The following is an 18754-nucleotide window of genomic DNA, read 5'->3' on the forward strand; positions in this document are numbered from 1 at the left end:
GCATTATTGCGGCAGCGCGATCCCTTTGGGCCACAGCAGCCATAATTGCCCGCTTTGTTTCATCGTGCCAGCCAGCTCTCCGGCGGCCGCTCCGGTGCCCCAGAAAAAGTCGGCTCGCACACTGCCTCGAATTGCACCACCGGTGTCTTGCGCCGCCACCAGGCGATGCAGACCGCCGGCCGTATCGGGGCGGGTGGTGGCAATAAAGGCCAAACTGCCCAGTGGCACCGTGCCCGGGTCGACCGCGATGCTGTAGCCGGCGGTGAGCGGCACATTCAGGCTACCCAGCGGGCCGTCATCGGCTTTAAGCCCATCGCTTTCGCGTAGCTCGCGGAAGAACACATAACTCGGATTACTATTGAGCAGCTCATCCACCCGCGCCGGATTGGCCTTGGCCCAGGCGCGAATGCTCTGCATCGAGACTTCATTGGCGGGCAGCAAGCCTTGCTCCACCAGCCAGCGCCCCACCGGCTTATACGGCCGGCCATTCTGATCGGCATAGCCTAGGCGCAGCATGCGCCCGTCGGGCAGCTGTACCCGGCCTGAGCCTTGAATCTGCAAAAACTGCACATCCAGCGGGTCTTGCAACCAGGCCAATACTGGCGCTTTCAGCCCTTTGGCCACGATTTCGGCGCGATCTGGGTAGGGCAGGAGTTTATTGCCCACCAGCCGGCCGCGCAGGCGTTTGCCTTTGAGCTCGGGGTAAACCTCATCCAGCGCCACGGTAATCATATCGCTGGGCGGGCCATACACCGGCTGGTTGGCTTGCGCGTTGCGGCTCAGGCTACCGGGGTACACCGGCTCGTAGTAGCCGGTGATCAGCCCGCTGGTGCTGCCATCGGCGTTGGCCAGCTGATAGGGCACCAGCTCGCGCTCGATAAATTGCCGGATCGCCGCCCGCTCCAGCGGGACAGCACGGGCGGCCTGACACACAGCCAGCCACGGTGTGCGAGGTTTGGCGCAGCCTTTGAGCCAGGCTTGCCAGCCGGGCACCAAAGCATCATCGGCCCAATTGGGGAGATCTTGCCAGCTGCGGGCCTGATAACGCGGCGCAGCGGGTATAGATTCAGACGGCTTGTTGGTGCTGGGTTTGGCAGAGGTACTGGGGGGGGGACTGCTGGGGGTATTGCTAGCGGTGGCTACGCTCGGTGCACTAGGCCCGGTGCTGGCGCAGCCAGCAAGAAAAACAGCCAGCAAGCTGGCTGTGAACGGTAAAGCGGTGAATTTCATTGCATTCTCAGAGGTGGGATTCCGGCGGTTTGGGCTCCAGCCCTTGTTTAAAAGCGGCCAGCCCGGTTTTTTGCATTTCCAGCGTTTTGATCGTCATTTGCAGCATGCCAACCTGCAGGCTGAGCCATTGCTCGACCGTGCGGCATTCGGCGATCTTGCGCTCGATTTCTTCCTCTGACAGCGGCGGCAGAAAAGGGTTGCTGCCCGGCTTCATCATTTGACTAAAAAAACTGAAGGGATCGGCAGGATTGAATTCGCTCATGCAGCATCTCCACTGGAAAGGGTGGTGGCCTCAACCGCGGCCAGCGCGGCCATATTGATAATACGCCGAACCGACGCGGTCGGGGTCAGAATATGGGCCGGTTGCGCCAGCCCCATCAGGATCGGGCCAATGGTCACGCCTTCGACCGAGGTGGTTTTCAGCAGGTTAAACGAGATATTGGCTGCATCCAGATTGGGCATCACCAGCACATTGGCTTCGCCTTTGAGGCGCGAATGCGGGAACACCTGCTGGCGAATGGCGCTGGATAGCGCCGCATCACCATGCATTTCGCCATCGATTTCCAGCTCTGGTGCGCGCTGGTTAACGAGCTCCAGCGTGCGCTGCATTTTGCGTGCCGATGGGGTATCAAATGTGCCAAAGCTGGAATGACTTAGCAGCGCCACTTTGGGCACGATGCCAAATTTGCGCACCGCTTCGGCGGCCATCAGGGTGATGTCGGCCAGCTCCTCGGCACTTGGATCCTGGTTTACATAGGTATCGCAAATAAACATATTGCCGGTTTGCAACAGCAAGATATTCATCGCCGCCGTGGTTTGGGTCGCCAGCCGTGGGCCCAGTACATTCATCAGGTGATGATGGTGGTTTTGATACAGCCCATAGGTGCCGCAAATTAGCGCATCGGCTTCGCCACGTTTCACCATCAGCGCGCCAATCAGCGTGGTTTTGCGCCGTACCTCGGCCTTGGCCAGGTTTTCAGAGACGCCTTTGCGCATCATCAGGCTGTAGTACAGCTGCCAATATTCGCGGTAGCGCGGATCGCTTTCCGGGTTACAGACTTCAAAATCAATGCCAGGGCGAATGGTCAGGCCCAATTTTTCAATCCGGCTTTGCAGCACTTGCGGCCGGCCGACCAGAATAGGTACACACAGCTGCATGGCCAGAATTTCCTGCACCGCATGCAGTACGCGCTCGTCTTCCCCTTCGCAGAACACTACGCGCTTTTGCGCCTTTTTCGCGGCAGCGAATACCGGGCGCATAAACAGATTGGTTTTGTAAACAAACTGCGTCAGCTCATCGATGTAGGCGGCAAAATCGGTGATCGGGCGGGTAGCCACGCCGGTATCCATCGCCGCTTTGGCGACAGCTGGGGCGATTTTGACAATCAGGCGAGGATCAAAGGGTTTAGGGATCAGGTATTCCGGCCCGAAGGAAAGCTCTTGGCCGCTATAGGCATCGGCCACCACATCGGACTGTTCGGCGTGCGCGAGCTCAGCGATGGCATCCACCGCGGCGTGTTTCATGGCTTCGTTAATGGTGGTGGCGCCAACATCCAGCGCACCACGGAACATAAACGGGAAGCACAGTACATTATTAACCTGATTGGGGTAGTCTGAGCGGCCCGTGCATACAATCACATCGCTGCGCGCGGCCTGCGCTTCTTGCGGGGTGATTTCCGGCGTGGGGTTGGCCAGCGCCAGCACTAAGGGGTTGGCATTCATGCTTTGCAGCATCTCGCCAGTGACCACCCCCGGGCCAGAAAGGCCGAGGAAAATATCCGCGCCCTCGAGTGCTTGGGCCAGGGTGCGTAAATCGGTATCGCGGGCGTAGCGCTGTTTGGTTTCATCCAGCGGCCCGCGCGCAGTGTGAATCACGCCTTTGGAGTCACACACCATAATGTGCTCACGTTTCACCCCGAGCGACACCAAAAGATCCAGGCAGGCAATCGCGGCTGCGCCCGCGCCCGAGGCCACCAGCCGTACTTCGCCCAGCTGTTTGCCAATCAGGCTCAAGGCGTTTTTCACTGCCGCGCCGACAATAATGGCCGTGCCGTGTTGATCATCATGGAAAACCGGGATGTTCATGCGCTCGCGCAGTTTGCGCTCAACATAAAAACACTCGGGCGCTTTGATGTCTTCCAGATTGATGCCGCCAAAGGTGGGCTCTAGTGCGGCGATAATCTCCACCAGTTTGTCCGGGTCTTTTTGTTCGATTTCGATATCAAACACATCAATCCCGGCAAACTTTTTAAACAGTACCCCTTTCCCTTCCATCACGGGCTTGCCGGCCAGCGGGCCAATATCCCCCAGCCCGAGCACGGCGGTGCCATTGGTGACCACAGCCACCAGATTGCCACGCGAGGTTAAATTACGGGCTTCACTTGGATCGGCCACAATGGCATCACAAGCCGCCGCCACACCAGGCGAGTAGGCGAGCGCCAGATCACGCTGGCTGGAGAGCGCCTTGGTGGGCATCACCTGAATCTTGCCCGGCTTGGGAAAGCGGTGGTATTCGAGTGCTTTTTTACGAAGTTCTTCATCCATGCTGCACCTGCGCCCCTGAGTGGTGATGGCTTCATTCTAGTCGCAGTGAGGGATGAGCGTATTGCCGAAATGCTTTATTTCGCAGCGCAGCAATTCACGGCAGTGCGGCCGTGAATCCAGCTGAGCTTAGGTCGTGCGATGCAAATAGCCCGTGAGAATGTCTGGGGTGATTTTGACCGGTGATTTGCCACCTTCACTGATGATCCGCCCAATTTGCCCGCGGTGGTAGCTGGCGTGGGTCAGAACATGCAGCAAGATGTCGCCCACCGTCATCCGTGCCGGCTTGCCGTCGGTGAAGACAAATTCAATCACCCGGCTGAGATCTTGGCAGGCGGGCTGGGCCAGTAGCGCGAGCCAGGCTTGATCCAGCTGGGTTTGTAGAGCGATGAGTTCGGCTAAGGTTGGTGTTGCGGGGGTGTTGGTGGCGGTAAATCCATGTTCCTCCCCGCGCAAATGCGCCAAGAAAATCTGATCGATCACCGCCAGATGATTGAGCAGCCGCGTAGCAAGGTGCAGATTTTTGGGCGGTAGTTGCTCGCCATGCTGTTGCAATTGCGCCAATAATTCTTGGGTGGCAGCCGATTTGTGGGCGAACGCCGCATGCATAAAGTGTGTACTCATCTCTTTGCCTTGGGGTATGGGCTGAAAGCCAATTGTTTGTATGGTCTGCTGGCAGATACCGGCATGGGTATCTGCGCAAAAGCTATTCTTGCCACGACAAGCTACTCAGCAATTAAAAGTAGTACATGCCCATGGCTGTTTTAACTTTATGCAGTGTCAACACTGCGGTTTGTCGCGCCTTGGCCGAGCCGCACAGTAGCATCGACAAAATCGCATCCGGCTCTTTGGCAAGCTCTTGGCGGCGGGCGCGTATCGGCGCCAGCAGGGCTTGCAGTACCTCATTCAAGCGTGCCTTTACTACGCTATCGGCCAGCCCGCCATGCTGATAATGCGCTTTGAGCTCGGCCACTTTGACGCTATCCGGGTCAAAAGCATCGAGGAAGCTAAATACCACATTGCCCTCGACCCGCCCGGGGCTGCCCACGGTGAGATGCTGCGCATCGGTGTACATACGATTGACGGCCGCGGTGATCTCATCGGCACTGGCCGAGAGCGATAGGTGGTTGCCCGCCGCACGGCTCATTTTGCCTTTGCCATCCAGCCCCGGCAGGCGGGTGGTGTTTGACAACAGCGCTTCGCATTCGCGCAAAATCGGTTTGCCCACCATGCGATTAAAGCGGCGCACGATTTCATTGGTTTGCTCAATCATCGGCAGCTGATCTTCGCCCACCGGAATTAAGGTGCCACGCAAGGCGGTGATATCGGCGGCCTGGCTGATCGGGTAGGTGAGAAAACCGGCGGCTACATCACGTTCTTGACCTTTGTGGCGAAGTTCGTTTTTAACCGTAGGGTTACGCTCCAACCGCGCCACGGTGACCAGATTCATCAGGTAAAACGAGAGCTCGGCCAGCTCGGGCACCATTGATTGGATCAGGATGGTAGATTTTTGTGGATCGATCCCCACGGCAAGATAATCCAGCGCAATATCAATCACAGCCTGGCGCACACCATGGTAATCGCCCTGATGATCGGCCAGTGCCTGAGTATCGGCCAACAGGATAAATTGCTGGTGCTGATCTTGCAGTTGCAAGCGGGTTTGCAATGAGCCGGCAAAGTGGCCCAAATGCAAAGGGCCGGTGGTGCGATCACCGGTGACCACAACGGTCGATTGGGGGGTAGTCATGATGCAGCTCCTGGATTTTGCTGAGCCGCCGGAAGAGGGTGGGGTAGAAAACAAAAAACCTGTCACCGTTTCCGGCGGCAGGTTTTGTCTGGACGAACAAAACTAGTGCCGCCTAAGGGCGCCACCGGTAATAATACGCAAATGAAAAGGTGCGGATGTTCGAATTCATAACCTGATGATGCACCAGCTCGTGTTAAGTCGTCAAGTTAGCGCTGTCATGCAGCTAATACGCAAGGTAGCCACACTGAGAATGGACATAAATCAATGCAACAAGGCTGACAGCTTGTTAGTGCCGCCTTTTGTGTTCTTGTATGATGGCTTATTTGCTTTGCAATCCGGCTGCTTTCTCTGTCGCTTGGGCATTGCTGAATGAGTCAAATTTTAAGAAGTATTTATGTCGAAATCCAGTTGGGTACTTTTGGTGGGTACAAGTTTTAGTGCGGTACCCATTTTGCACACGCTGCAGGCAGCTGGTTGGGCAGTCGCTGTTTGTGGCAACCATCCTAGCGATCCCTGTGTGGCGCAGGCCGATGCGTATTATCAGCTTGATTATTCAAACCACGAGCAGTTACTAGCCTTAGTCAAGCGAGAGGGCTTTGGCTATCTGTGCCCTAGTTGTAATGACTATGCTTATTTGTCTGCAGCCCATGTCGCAAACAGTTTAGGGCTGCCGGGATTTGATGCGCCTAATAACATTGAGGTGATTGCAAATAAGGCCAGTTTTCGCACTTTTGCCCATGCTGCGGGCCTACCAGTCCCGCGTGTTTGGCAGCTAGAACTTGAACGCGAGGTGATCCAATACCCAGTGTTAGTTAAACCTGTGGATAGCTTCAGTGGTCGCGGCGTCACTAAGGTGCTTAGTCCGCTTGGTTTAGACGTGGCCATCGCGGAGGCGCAAGAAGAGTCTCGGAGTCAACGCTATGTGGTCGAGCAATTTATTGAGGGTAGCTTGCATAGCCATTCGGCATTCATTCAAGCAGGCGAAATAGCACTTGATTTCTTTGTTGATGAATACTGTCAAGCATACCCCTATCAGGTAGATTGCTCTCACCATCCGTCGCAATTGCCACAAGAAGCGCGCCGGCAGCTTCGCGCGCTTATCCAACAGATGGTGCAGAGTTTAGGCTTAGTCGACGGATTACTGCATACCCAATTTATGTTTAGTCCCGATGGGCCGATATTAATAGAGAGTATGCGCCGCTGCCCTGGTGACCTTTACTATCACTTAATCCACCTTTCGACCGGGCAAGCCTATCTTCAACACTATGTTGCCCCCTTTCTTGGGCAATCAACCCGTGTTCTGCCTTCAGCTGTTGAGCGATTCTGGATGCGTCATACGCTCAGCCAGGCAAAGGATAGTATTTTTATAGGCGTGAATACTCAGTTAGATGGGTGGAAAGGATTTAAAGTTTTTCCACTGCTCGAAGCTGGGCAGATTGTGAAGGCAGCCCCATTTGGTAAGGCAGCTATTGCTTTTATTGAAGTGAGTAGCTTTGCCGAGATGGTAGAGCAAACCCCGCGGTTGGCGGGTCGATTTCAAGGAAGTTTCATGAGTCCTGAGCTAGGAATGCAACTAGACGCTGGAGACTGCTGATGAGCCGATTAAAGCTTGCTTTTGTTGGCGGTGGTGTGAATTCTGCGGTTGGGCGTGCTCACTTAGCTGCTTTAAATATGGATGGGGTTTTTGAACTGGTAGCTGGTTGCTTTAGTAAAAACCCGCAGATTAACCAACAAAGCGCACAGACGTACGGAGTAAGTCCAGATCGCATCTACTCTGACTTTGCGGATCTCTATCGTTTAGAAAAGGGAAAAATTGACGCAGTTGTTATTTTGACGCCTACTTCAGCCCATTTTGAACCCGTAATGGCAGCAATTCAGGCTGAGATCCCGGTGATCTGTGAAAAGGCGCTAGTGAGTACAGTTGCCGATGCTGAAACTATCCGTGCGGCTGTAGTGGCAAAGAATGGATTTCTGGTTACAACGTATAACTACACTGGATATCCAGCCTTGCGCGAGATGAGGCAACGTATTCAAAACGGTCTATTAGGCCGCTTGTGTCACTTTAATGCAGAAATGCCACAAGAAGGGTATGTACGTGTAACTGCTGATGGTAAAACAATTCAGCCTCAGCCATGGCGGTTGAGTGATGGGGAGATCCCAACCATCTATTTGGATTTGGGCTCGCATTTGCACCAGATATCGCATTATTTGCTGGGGTTGGCACCTGAAGAAATAACTGCACATCATCAATCATTTGGTCATTTTACTGATGTAATTGATTATGTGGACAGTTCTGTGATTTATAAAGATAAGGTGTTTGGTAAATTTAACTTTGGCAAATCTTTTTTAGGGAAGCGGAATGGTCTAAAGATTAGTATTTATGGGTCTGATGCCAGTATTGAGTGGGTTCAAACTGATCCAGAGCAGTTAAAAATTGCATATCGTGACGGGCGGATTGAATTTATTGATCGCGGCTATGACATGGATGCAGGAGCTGCGATTGAAAATTGTCGATTCAAAGCCGGGCACCCTGCGGGTTACGTAGAGGCTTTCGCAAACTTGTATTTGAATATTGCTGTGGCGCTGAAAGACTATAAGAAACAAGGTTGCTGGAGTAGTTATGAGCTATTTGGGGCTGACTACTCGGTAGATAATTTGCAGTTTTTGAGTGCAATGGCGAAAGCTGCTGCCAAAGTGAATACTAAGCTAGAGTCAAGTGGCGCTTGAATCTGCTGGTGCTGTGAAAATAGCTTTCCAAAAAGGCGTGCGAATGAAAGTTACTACTGTTGATTTGCAAGTGCATGGTGATGAGCGCGGGTCTTTGGTTGCCTTAGAGGACCAAAAAAATATTCCTTTCGCAATACGGCGGGTTTATTACCTATTTGCGACTAAGCCTGGAGTTCGCCGCGGCATGCATGCGCACAGAAATCTTCAGCAGCTTGTAGTTGCGGTGCGAGGGTCGTGCCACTTTTTGCTTGACGATGGCAAAGAGCGTATTAAGTTATTGCTTGATGATCCAGAAAAAGGCCTGCTTGTCGATTCCATGGTGTGGCGGGAGATGTACGACTTTTCGACCGATTGTGTTTTGATGGTGCTAGCAAGTGCACACTATGATGCCGATGATTATATCCGCGATTATGATCAATTCAGACGGGAAATAGATGCAGAGGGCAATCGATAAATTGATCAAGTTTCTTGATTTGCAAAAAATTAATGCGCCCTATGCCAAAGATTTCAAATTGGCAAGTGCTCGGGTGATTGAGCGTGGCTGGTATCTTCTTGGTGAGGAACTCGAATCTTTTGAAGCTCAGTTTGCCGATTATGTTGGCGCTCAGTTTGCGATTGGTGTTAGTAACGGGTTAGATGCTTTAGTTTTGGTCCTGCAAGCCTGGGGTATCAAGCCTGGCGACGAAGTAATTGTGCCTGCGCATACATTCATAGCTACATGGTTGGCTGTTTCAGAGCTTGGTGCGACACCTATACCTGTTGATGTTTGCCCAGATACCTACTGTATAGACGTCAATAAAATTGAGGGTGCGATAAACGCAAAGACAAAAGCAATTATACCTGTCCATCTGTATGGCCAGCCTGCAGATATGCAGGCGATTTTAGCGCTGGCCAGTAAATATGGCATACCTGTTTTAGAAGATGCAGCTCAGGCACACGGTGCAAAATGGTTTGAGCATAAAGTGGGCTCTATCGGTACCGCGACTACTTTTAGTTTTTATCCAGGGAAAAATCTTGGGGCCTTAGGTGATGCAGGGGCGGTGACTACAAATGATGCTCAATTAGCATTGCGCTTGAAGTCATTAAGAAATTACGGCTCGATCAAGAAGTATCAGCATGATGATTTGGGCCGAAATTGTCGAATGGATGAGCTGCAAGCAGCTTTTCTTAAAGTAAAATTACCTTTTTTGAAAAATGAAATTGAAGCTAGATCTCGCCAAATTAGAATTTATGAAAGCCGTTTAAGTGGCTTGGCTATTCGCTTGCCTTTGATCCGAGAAAATTGTGCCCCTGTGTGGCATTTGTATGTTGTGCAATGTGAATATCGTGATGATTTGCAGCGATTTTTGTTTGAGCAAGGCATTGAAACATTGGTGCATTATCCGACACCGCCACATTTGCAAACGGCTTATCACTGTTTAGGTTATAAGGTAGGTGACTTTCCTATGGCTGAGCGGTTGGCGCGTAGGGTGATCAGTCTGCCAATTGGGTCGCATTTACTTGATTCTGATATAGAGTTTATTTGTAAAAAGATTGCGCTTTTTTTTAATGATATTGTCGCTAGTTCTGCATGGGTGAGTGGTCGTGGATCTTGAGTGGCTTGAAAGCCTAAATGACTATGTTTGGAGCGACGCAGCAAAGGAATTTTGTGCTGATTTCTGCTCTGTTGGTGCGCAACTGCGATTTGTGTTTGGGCGCAATATTTATGCAAAGAGTTTGATTGAAGCTTTTGATATAGATGGTGTTATTGATGATTACTGTTTGGATGATTCTTATGAGGGCGTACCTATCATCAGAGTGGAGGAAATTCCCAATGGCGCTTTGGTTATTAATGCGGTTGGTGGAAGAGTGCTTACGGCTCAGAAGCGATTAGCTGAGCTGGGAGTTCGAAATTTAGATTTTTTTGCTTTCTCTGTGATGGCTAATAAACTTTTGCCTGAAATTAGGTTTAATGAAGGTTTTGTTGCCGACTTTCTCAGTCATACATCTAGATATCTTGAAGTCTACCATGCTTTAGCTGATGCTGAGTCTAAAGCAGTTTTTCAAAAGGTAATTCAGTTTCGTGTGACCAAAGATATTCAGTATTTGCGTGGATTTCAGTCGCGTGAAGAATGTCAATATTTTGAAGATTTTTTAAATTTGAAACCTGCAGGCGAAGTATTTGTTGATGTTGGTGGTTACGACGGCTTTACTACCCAAGAGTTTATACAGCGTTGTCCAGAATATGCAGCTATCTATTTGTTTGAGCCTGATGCTGCGAATATGCAGAAGTGTCGTGAACGTTTAAAATCGGCGCAGAGAATTTATTTTAATCAATGTGGCTTGTCAGATTTTGTAGGTGAACTTAGATCGGATTCCGCAGGCTCCGAAACAAAACTAGGGAATGCAGGTTGTTGGGTGGTTGAGGTCAAGTGCTTAGATTCATTTTCAATGGAGGTGCCTAGTTTTATTAAAATTGATGTAGAGGGTTCGGAAAAAGAAGTCTTGCTGGGTGCGCGAGATGTTATCACAAAATATCACCCACGGATTGCAGTGGCGATCTATCATTGTGCCGGAGATTTTTGGAAAATACCGGCTCTAATTCAGTCCTTTGGTGTTCAATATAGGATCTATATTCGCCATTACACCGAATCTATTTATGAAACGGTGATGTTTTTTGTGCCCGAGGCTTCTGCGCGGACTTTGTCATGAGGTTTTGTGATGTTTTATAGCTTTAATCCAATAAAATTAATCCATGGTGAGGGCGCACTAGCGCGAATCGGGTATGAACTCCCTTCCTCGGGTAACGTGCTGGTGATACATGGCCTGACATTTTCAAGTTATGAAGATGCGTTCCTATCAGCCATTAAAACGGCACATCAAGATCTACGTTTAAGTTTTCTACAGCTCGACGAGGGGGAGCCAACCTTTAGCTCTGTTGAGCATGCCGCGCAAACAATTGATTCACGACCAGATTTTATTCTTGGCTTTGGTGGTGGTCGGATATTGGATGCTACAAAAGCATTGGCGGTTTGTATTGGCAATCAGCTTTCGGTCGAGCAACTGCCGTCAATACCCCCAAGCCAATGGCAACAAACAATACCGTTCGGCTTGATATGTACTAAGCCAGGTTCTGGATCAGAAGGAAATAATGCTTTCGTGCTTATGGAGCAAGACAGCTTTAAAAAATTATCATTCTTTAGTATTCATAGCTATCCTAGGTTTGCAGTTCATGATCCTATTTTGTTTTCGTCATTGAGTTCCCATGATTATCGGGCTGGTATTGCAGATGTAGTCTCGCATATTATTGATCAGTATTTAGTTAAACGGACACCAAGCTTGATTCAAGATTCGATGAGTCTGAATTATCTGCGCATTGCTGCAGAGTTAAGTTTGCATGCTGTTGCCCCAAGCCACCAAAATTTCTCGGATTTAGCTTGGTTAGGTAGTCTAAGCTCATCGGGTATTTTGTCCCGAGGTGTAAAAACTAGCTGGCTTGTACATGAAGTCGCACATGCACTAGCCAGCTTGAATGGAACCTCTCATGCCATCAGTATTGCAACGGTTATGGGGGTTGTGCTGTCTTTTGATCGGCATCCACTTGATCGTCTTGTCATGGTGGCTAGGTGCTTGAACGTTCGGCCTGAACAAGAGAATTTGTCTCGAGAGCAGGCTGTTTCAGCGATCACTGAATTTTATCGAAATCTTGAACTTGTGAACGAACCTAGCTGCAACTTAATCCCTCAATTAGCAGAGCTTAAAAATCAGCTTCAAGAATATTGCCCTAATCTCAATCCAGAAGAGGTAAATGTGCTATGCAAATTCCTCTTAAAGTGATTCAGAGTTCGGGCATAGTTTTGCGTGATGATGCCAAGATTGAATCAGCACCAGTTAGTAGCGATGATTTTTTAAAATTAGCTGCTGGCAAAAGAATCTTTTTGCTTTCAGTGAATCTAGAGGGGATCGGGCTTTCGCGTCGTTTGTCCGCTTTGGGAATGAAGGTCGCCGCATTTTTAGATTCAAGGTTTGCTGGGCAAAAAAGGCATGGTGTCGATGTCATTGATCCAAACCAGTATTTTGAAATGTTGGATTTAAATAATGATTTACTCATTATCTGCACAAAAGATCGACAGTGGAAGAGAGGGTTTTTAGAGCGAGCGGCGAATTCAGGGTTGCAACGATATGTTAATCTATTTACGCCGCTGGATATTTGCCGATTTTTTCCAACAATAGAAATTGAGGGAAAATGTAATCTTCAGTGTAAGACTTGTGACATGGGTTTACCAAGCGCCAATAAAGGGCGAGGTCATATGAGTCATGCCTTGTTCACTGAAGTGCTCAGCAAGATGTTGACTGAGATTCCATTAATGAACTCACTGGCGTTATATACGTGGGGGGAGCCATTGCTTAACCCTGATATCGCTAAAATTGTTCGTTCATGTCGTGAGCATGGTGTCGCTTGTGAAGTTTCAACAAACCTTGATTTTCACAAGTATTTGGATGAATTTCTGCTGGCAGAGCCGGATCAGATTGTTGCGCCTTGTGCAGGTGTCGGCGCCCGCTATGAGCGCGGCAGGACTGGTGGGAGTTGGGATAATTATTTAGCAGGTTTGTATCGAATTGCAGAGATTAAAAGCAAGCATAACCTCGATTACAATGTTCGGATTATGTATCACTTATATAATGACAACTTGTATGAAGACTTGGATTACATGTTGCAATTGTCTAAAGAGTTAGGGTTTTCGCTAATTCCAATTGTTGCGCATATATTCCCAGGGCAGGTTTATCAGTATGCCGTCAATCGACAAGAAATTCCTGAGGTGATGCGACAGGCATCTGAACATTTGATTTTTTCCTTAGATGATCAGTTGGCGTATTGCCAAACTATTAAGGATAGCAAATGTCATATTATTAATGCGTTTCCAACTGTGACTTGGGATGCAAAGGTTTTGCACTGCTGTAATATGCAACGCCCATTAGTAGGCGGTGGTGTAGATTTTCGTCAAACGTCGCTTGAAGATTTAATCGCTATGCGTAATGGTTCACCATTTTGTACAAAGTGTATGAATCATGGGGTTCATCGTTTTTTTGATGTGAATGTGAAAATCGATGAGGAAAGTGGAGACCGTCGTGTTGTACGACTCTGACTTTGCCGCTTTCTCAAGGCCTATTGATCTGTCTTGGTTGCAATATTTGGCCCAAATTCAGCTAGAGAAGTGCATTTATGTAGTGGGTTCTGGCGTCACGGCAAGCGAATATGCTTTTATTCTTCTGCGAGCCGGTATTCGGCATGATCTTGTTGACGTTGAAGAATTAGACAATATTTTATTGGTTAAGCAGAACATCTTTGTGCTGGTGGCAAGCCCAGGTGCGCGGAAAAAAATTGAGGCAATGCTAATTGCTCATGGCTTCCAAAAAGATATCGATTATTTAAATCATCTACACGCATTACGTAACCGTGCGGTAATCGATTTTCGTGGCTGGACCTATTTTGATGCGGGTTTTTTGGCCTTAGTTTTAAGTCGTTTGATCAAGATGCCAACAGTTGGTGGTGTTGACTTTTTGATCGATGAGCCTCTTCTTGTGGATAAAATTGAATCGGTACTTTCGGGGGCTGTATATGGTATTCATACCAAAGTTACTTACTATCCCCGCAATTTAGAAAGTTGGGACTTCTCTGGTATAAAAAAACTACAATCGCTAGAGATAAATTTGCTCGATTTTCCAATTCCGACTGTATACGAATTTGTCGCTAGCACTGAAGCTCGCATAGTTCTCAGTCGATCTGAAAAAATCTATCTAATGTTAGCTCGGGAAATGGTCATGGATGACCTGCAAATGCAGCGAGTGTATTTTGAGAATAAATATCCGTGGTATTTTGATCGGGAACTAACTGGCGCTGCGGTTGAGGTAGATTCGGCGTCATATGCAGATCATCAGCGCTGTCTTTCGCGGCGAATGTTTCCAATCTTTGCTGGTGATTTTTCATTGAAGCTGTGTTCGCTTTACGATGAACTGGCTAAAACAAGCATAAGTTTTGATCAATGTTTTTCTTCTGAATATGTCGCAGCACGCAATGCACTTTGTGTTCGATGTGCACAAAAAGGATTGCATCGATTGTCGTAGTGGTGCTGAAACAAAGATTATATGACTTTGCTTTATTTTGACAAAGTAGAATGCCCATCTTGAGAATACAATGACTACTGAACATACGCTTAACAATACCAGTTTAGATTCGGCATCAGTTCCGCTAGTGACTGTGACCATTATGTCGTACAACAATGCACGGTTTATTGTTGAAACAGTAAAGTCAGTCCTAGCGCAAGAAGGGGTTTCTTTTGAATTAATTGTTCATGATGATTGTTCGACTGATCAAAGTGTGGCGCTCTTGCAGCAATTTAGTGTCGATCCACGCTTCAAACTGTCAGTTAATCCAAAAAACTTGGGGCAAAATGAAAATGGCAATCGTTGTTTTCATTCTGCGCGAGGAAAATACTATGTTGTGATGGGCTCGGACGATATTTTATATCCCGGGCATTTAGCTAAGCTAACAGCCGCTCTTGAGGCTAACCCGCAGTGTGCATTGGCTTTCTCGCAGTGCAATTGGATCGATGCCAACAATCATATTCTGCAATATGCAATCCATCCTGGCCATAAACAATCAAGCTATGTTGGTGGGAGGGATGAAGTTATCGACTTGTTGAGCTTTGATAACTACATCACGCCTTCGGCAGTGATGTTGCGTCTTAGTAAGGCCAAACAAGTCTGCTTAGCTGATGGTAATTTAGCTCGCCTTGATATGCAGGCTAGTGATTGGGAAATGTGGATCCGTGTGGCACGTAGTTTCCCTGACTTTGCCTTTTTAAGCGAAGCAACTGTGGGTTATCGGGTTCATGGTGGGCAGGTATCGCAAAATTTTTATACTTCAGAGCGCCCTTTAGTTGAGCACCTTGAAATCTTGGAAATGAATATGTCATTTCCAGATGTTTGGGCGCGATTGCGAAAAGCCGCAGTCGACATTTGGCAATTATTTGACGGCAGATTGGCTCAGTATCCACTCGAGGTGGTTGAACGCTTCCGTGACCGAATAGAAGGTGTCCGCCATAAACTCTTTGCACCCGAGCAAAGCAATGGTTTTGTATCGCTCGTGCGCTCGCAAACCGAACAGGCGCCATTTTTCTCGGTTGTTTTAACCACCTACAATCGTCCGGCCATGCTGCGCGATACATTGCAAAGTTTGGCGGAACAAACCATGGCTGACTTTGAGGTGGTTTTGGTTAACGACTGTGGCTCGCCCGTTGAAGAGGTTCTGGCAGATTTTCCGAGCTTAACTATTGCATATCTGCGCTTAGCAAAAAATAGTGGTCTTTCTGCTGCGCGAAATGCGGGCTTAATGATTGCTCGTGGGCGCTACATTACCTATTTGGATGATGATGATTTTTATCTACCAGATCATCTAGCGATATTGAGGCAACAGTTTGAAAAGACACCGCAGGCTTTGGTGTATACCGATTCGATTACGGTCCAGGAAGATTTGATTGATGGGGTTCGCTATCCACTGGGTGGCCAAAATCTATATGCCCATCAAGGTTTTTCGCGCGAACGTCTCTTGGTGCATAACTATATCCCGGTTAATACCTGGAGCCATCCCGCCGAATTGATTTCGCAAGTGGGCGGATTTGATATATCGCTGCCATCGTTTGAAGATTGGGATATGTTACTGCGCCTCAGTGAACGCACTGACGTTGTGCACATTGAGCAAGTGACAGCTGAAGTGCGGCAGCGCCGTCAACGTTCCTCCGATCAGATGACGAGTCAAAATCGGGCCAAATTCCCAGTCTTGTATCGGCGGATTTATGGTCGGTATCCGGTTGAGCTGGCTGAAATCAAGGCGCAGCGACAAGCTCAGCTGGCGGCTTTAGAGGTGCCGCCGCAGCCGACTGTAGAAGAAGTCTATCGAGAATTCCTCAGTAAACGTAAGCTAAATCAGGCTGAGCTTGATGCGTATGCTGATAGCTTGCGCGGCGCTGCACTGCCGCAGTTCACGGTCGTGATTACGGACAGCGAGTTGAATGATCAGGCCTTGGTCGCAAGCTTGAAATCGATTGCGGCGCAGTACTATCAGCAGCATCAAGTTTGGGTGGTGAGTGCGCGCGATGCTACGCCAGCTAATTCTGAGCAAATCCGTTGGCTGAAATGGGCTGAGCTTGATGCGGCCATTGCGGCGCTACCTGCTGATGGGCTGGTAGGGGTGTTTACTGCGGGCGATACATTCGAGCAGCACGCCTTGCTGTTGCTGGCGCATCAGCACCTCACGCAATTTAAATCGCTGCTGACTTTCGATGCCGACCAAATTGACCCGACGGGCCGTTGCCATTCGCCGCAGTTCCGGGCGCAATTTGATGCATTATTTCAGCTCGGTACAGCGTATCTTGGCCGCTCATTGATTGTGCCAAGCGAGGTCTTGCAAACTCTGGCGTTAGATACGCAGCTCCTACAGGCCCCGCACCTTGGCTGGTGGCAGTTGGTGGTATTGTCGGTCTTTTTGCAGCATGGGGCGAAGGCGATTGCCCATTTGCCATTTGTGCTGCATCACCAAGCACGAGTGCTAGAGGCTGATGCGGACTACAGCCAGTTGTTGCAGCAAGACTATTATCAGCTGCGCAATAAACTCGGCCAGCCGTTGAATCACAATGGTGTGCAGCGCATGGTGGCGAAGTCGCTTGATAGTCAGACCTTGATTGCGATCGAAGCTGGGCTTGAGTCTGAACGCTTGCTCACTAGTATTGAAAATCTATTAACTGGTATCGCTGGCTTGCCCGCAGTTGTAGTGGTGCTGGATCGAGGTGCTGATGCGGTGGCGCCTGCAGTGCAGTCTTTGAGCGATATTGCCCATCCGCAGCTGCAAATTTTATCGTGTCCGGCTGAATTTGATGTATTTGCGTGGTTGCGCAGTATGGCGAGCCAGGTTGAGTGGCTGGCCTATATTGCCGGCGACGTGTGTATCAATCAGCCAGAATGCATGCCGATGTTACTCTCGACCATGGCGATGAATGATGCGCAGTGGGTTGCTCCCCGGCTGGTAGATGGGCAGGGGCGTAATACGGGGGCCCCGCTGGTGGCGGGATTTGATGACGGTATCAAATCGCCTCTGCAAGCCCTGCCAGTGGCTGAAGTAGGTTATCAGCAGCGTAATCAAGCTTTGCAGCAATCGCTGCTGCTCGATCCGCGTTGCGTGTTAATGCACCGCGACGTGCTCTTTGCTGATGTACTCAGTGGTGCGGCAATCTGGCCCTTGCAGTTGATTGAATTGCAAATGGCAAGTTTTGCTAATGGGGGTATGGCCCTGTGGGAGCCGGTGGCCATAGCTTCTACGGATATACCCTTTGCACTTGAGCTGAATGATGTTGCGTCACTCATTCCGCGCTATCGCGATTTATTCGCTAACGACCCATTATATAGTCCAAACTTTCAGCGCACTGGGCAATTCCTGCTTGAGCGCAATCGTTTGGCTGGCCCCGATCTATTGGCCTGGAGTCGCTTGCCGAAGGCCTTGGTCTTTCCGGCCGATGAGTTTGGCTGCGGCTACTATCGCTTGATTCATCCCTATCATGTGATGGAGCAGGCGGGCTTTATTCGTGGTGGTGTCGGTTTTGAGCACTTCTCGGTCTGTGATCTGCAACGGATCAAGCCCGATCTAATACTAGTGCAGCGCCAAATCTCGCCCGAGCAGATCGCCAGTCTGGCGCGCTATAAAGCCTGGGCCAACTGCCCGATCGTGTTCGAGCTGGATGATTACATTCTCAACTTACCGGTGAAAAGCCTGCATCGGGATGAAATGCCGCAAGGCATGGCCGCAAGTTTGCGCAAAGCACTGTCGTATTGTGATCGCTTGGTGGTTAGTACGCCGCCGCTGGCTGAGGCCCTGCAAGGTTTTCATTCTGACATTAGGGTGGCGGCTAATCGTTTGCCGCCTAGTTGGTGGAGTTTTGCGGCAACGCCTAAATTGTTGGGTGAGGGTAAACCACGCGTGGGTTGGGCTGGTGGTGTGGGGCATACGGGTGATTTGCTCTTGGTGGCGGATGTGGTGGCAGAGCTGGCCAACGAAGTGGATTGGGTTTTCTTCGGTCATTGTCCCGAGGCGCTGCAGCCATATGTGAAAGAGTTTCACCCCGGGGTTGAAATCACTCAATATCCGGCCAAGCTCGCTGCGCTGAATCTGGATCTGGCGATCGCGCCACTAGAAGAGAATTTATTTAATCGCTGCAAAAGCAATCTGAAGCTATTGGAGTACGGTGCATGCGGATACCCAGTGGTCTGTACGGACTTTGGACCTTATCAAGGTGATATGCCCGTAGTGCGGGTGAAAAACCGCTTCAAAGACTGGGTGGATGCGATCCGCTTGATGCTGGCAAATCACGACTTGCGCCTAGATATGGCGCAACGCTTGCAGGCTGAAGTGCGCGCCAACTGGATGTTGGATCAGGCTGCCGCTGCGGCATGGTGTCGTGCTTGGTTTGGACAATAATT

General features: G+C 49.6%; 14 protein-coding genes and 1 pseudogene. 10 read left to right on the top strand and 5 right to left on the bottom strand.

The annotated features are described in order from the left end of the window. Positions 1 to 3: 3 nt before the first annotated feature. From QV747_RS01605 to trpS, 5 genes are all read right to left on the bottom strand, one after another. A complete protein-coding gene (locus QV747_RS01605) occupies positions 4 to 1230 on the bottom strand; it encodes a murein transglycosylase A (RefSeq protein ID WP_273428062.1) in 1227 nt (408 codons plus the stop codon). Between the two features lie 7 nt (positions 1231 to 1237). Further along, positions 1238 to 1492: a PhaM family polyhydroxyalkanoate granule multifunctional regulatory protein gene (locus QV747_RS01610; RefSeq protein WP_273428061.1), complete on the bottom strand. Its 255-nt coding sequence runs from the start codon at positions 1490 to 1492 to the stop codon at positions 1238 to 1240. Beyond that, on the bottom strand, positions 1489 to 3774 hold the full coding sequence (locus tag QV747_RS01615; RefSeq protein WP_273428060.1) for an NADP-dependent malic enzyme: 2286 nt from the start codon (positions 3772 to 3774) through the stop codon (positions 1489 to 1491). The genes QV747_RS01610 and QV747_RS01615 overlap by 4 nt, the downstream gene beginning before the upstream one ends. A gap of 126 nt (positions 3775 to 3900) precedes the next feature. Next, entirely contained in the window at positions 3901 to 4395 is a 495-nt protein-coding gene (locus QV747_RS01620) for a DinB family protein (protein ID WP_273428057.1), read from the bottom strand. A gap of 112 nt (positions 4396 to 4507) precedes the next feature. Beyond that, on the bottom strand, positions 4508 to 5518 hold the full coding sequence (trpS, locus tag QV747_RS01625) for a tryptophan--tRNA ligase (protein WP_273428056.1): 1011 nt from the start codon (positions 5516 to 5518) through the stop codon (positions 4508 to 4510). A 394-nt stretch (positions 5519 to 5912) separates the two neighbouring features. On the opposite strand from trpS, the gene QV747_RS01630 reads away from it, so the two are divergent. The 10 genes and pseudogenes from QV747_RS01630 to QV747_RS01670 all read left to right on the top strand — a co-directional run bounded on the left by QV747_RS01630 (position 5913) and on the right by QV747_RS01670 (position 18752). Further along, positions 5913 to 7112 (top strand): acetyl-CoA carboxylase biotin carboxylase subunit family protein, encoded by a 1200-nt coding sequence (locus QV747_RS01630; protein ID WP_273428053.1) that lies wholly within the window; start codon positions 5913 to 5915, stop codon positions 7110 to 7112. Continuing rightward, positions 7112 to 8245 (top strand): Gfo/Idh/MocA family protein, encoded by a 1134-nt coding sequence (locus tag QV747_RS01635; protein ID WP_273428051.1) that lies wholly within the window; start codon positions 7112 to 7114, stop codon positions 8243 to 8245. The genes QV747_RS01630 and QV747_RS01635 overlap by 1 nt, the downstream gene beginning before the upstream one ends. A gap of 43 nt (positions 8246 to 8288) precedes the next feature. Beyond that, on the top strand, positions 8289 to 8699 hold the full coding sequence (locus tag QV747_RS01640; protein ID WP_273428049.1) for an FdtA/QdtA family cupin domain-containing protein: 411 nt from the start codon (positions 8289 to 8291) through the stop codon (positions 8697 to 8699). After that, a complete protein-coding gene (locus tag QV747_RS01645) occupies positions 8680 to 9840 on the top strand; it encodes a DegT/DnrJ/EryC1/StrS aminotransferase family protein (RefSeq protein ID WP_273428046.1) in 1161 nt (386 codons plus the stop codon). Before QV747_RS01640 ends, QV747_RS01645 begins: the two co-directional genes overlap by 20 nt. Continuing rightward, positions 9830 to 10936, top strand: coding sequence for an FkbM family methyltransferase (locus QV747_RS01650; RefSeq protein ID WP_273428044.1), 1107 nt, complete (start codon positions 9830 to 9832; stop codon positions 10934 to 10936). Before QV747_RS01645 ends, QV747_RS01650 begins: the two co-directional genes overlap by 11 nt. A 9-nt stretch (positions 10937 to 10945) precedes the next feature. Continuing rightward, positions 10946 to 12061, top strand: a complete 1116-nt coding sequence (locus tag QV747_RS01655; protein WP_273428041.1) for an iron-containing alcohol dehydrogenase — start codon at positions 10946 to 10948, stop codon at positions 12059 to 12061. After that, positions 12040 to 13371 carry a radical SAM protein gene (locus QV747_RS01660; RefSeq protein ID WP_273428039.1) on the top strand — a complete coding sequence of 444 codons (1332 nt, stop codon included), beginning with the start codon at positions 12040 to 12042 and terminating at the stop codon, positions 13369 to 13371. The genes QV747_RS01655 and QV747_RS01660 overlap by 22 nt, the downstream gene beginning before the upstream one ends. Then, on the top strand, positions 13355 to 14350 hold the full coding sequence (locus tag QV747_RS01665; RefSeq protein ID WP_273428037.1) for a hypothetical protein: 996 nt from the start codon (positions 13355 to 13357) through the stop codon (positions 14348 to 14350). The genes QV747_RS01660 and QV747_RS01665 overlap by 17 nt, the downstream gene beginning before the upstream one ends. A 142-nt stretch (positions 14351 to 14492) precedes the next feature. Beyond that, positions 14493 to 15122 (top strand): annotated as a pseudogene (locus tag QV747_RS16575) (glycosyltransferase family 2 protein); the annotation flags it as partial. Between the two features lie 72 nt (positions 15123 to 15194). Next, positions 15195 to 18752, top strand: a complete 3558-nt coding sequence (locus tag QV747_RS01670) for a glycosyltransferase (protein WP_273428034.1) — start codon at positions 15195 to 15197, stop codon at positions 18750 to 18752. Positions 18753 to 18754: the final 2 nt, after the last annotated feature.

The sequence above is a fragment of the uncultured Chitinibacter sp. genome (assembly GCF_945957625.1).
In the GTDB taxonomy this organism is placed as follows: Bacteria; Pseudomonadota; Gammaproteobacteria; order Burkholderiales; family Chitinibacteraceae; genus Chitinibacter; species Chitinibacter tainanensis.

Bases quoted from the DNA above. Each gene is read 5' to 3' on its own strand.
- QV747_RS01605 (WP_273428062.1), bottom strand. From the start codon at position 1,230: ATGAAATTCACCGCTTTACCGTTCACAGCCAGCTTGCTGGCTGTTTTT.
- QV747_RS01610 (WP_273428061.1), bottom strand. From the start codon at position 1,492: ATGAGCGAATTCAATCCTGCCGATCCCTTCAGTTTTTTTAGTCAAATG.
- QV747_RS01615 (WP_273428060.1), bottom strand. From the start codon at position 3,774: ATGGATGAAGAACTTCGTAAAAAAGCACTCGAATACCACCGCTTTCCC.
- QV747_RS01620 (WP_273428057.1), bottom strand. From the start codon at position 4,395: ATGAGTACACACTTTATGCATGCGGCGTTCGCCCACAAATCGGCTGCC.
- trpS (WP_273428056.1), bottom strand. From the start codon at position 5,518: ATGACTACCCCCCAATCGACCGTTGTGGTCACCGGTGATCGCACCACC.
- QV747_RS01630 (WP_273428053.1), top strand. From the start codon at position 5,913: ATGTCGAAATCCAGTTGGGTACTTTTGGTGGGTACAAGTTTTAGTGCG.
- QV747_RS01635 (WP_273428051.1), top strand. From the start codon at position 7,112: ATGAGCCGATTAAAGCTTGCTTTTGTTGGCGGTGGTGTGAATTCTGCG.
- QV747_RS01640 (WP_273428049.1), top strand. From the start codon at position 8,289: ATGAAAGTTACTACTGTTGATTTGCAAGTGCATGGTGATGAGCGCGGG.
- QV747_RS01645 (WP_273428046.1), top strand. From the start codon at position 8,680: ATGCAGAGGGCAATCGATAAATTGATCAAGTTTCTTGATTTGCAAAAA.
- QV747_RS01655 (WP_273428041.1), top strand. From the start codon at position 10,946: ATGTTTTATAGCTTTAATCCAATAAAATTAATCCATGGTGAGGGCGCA.
- QV747_RS01660 (WP_273428039.1), top strand. From the start codon at position 12,040: ATGCAAATTCCTCTTAAAGTGATTCAGAGTTCGGGCATAGTTTTGCGT.
- QV747_RS01670 (WP_273428034.1), top strand. From the start codon at position 15,195: ATGTCATTTCCAGATGTTTGGGCGCGATTGCGAAAAGCCGCAGTCGAC.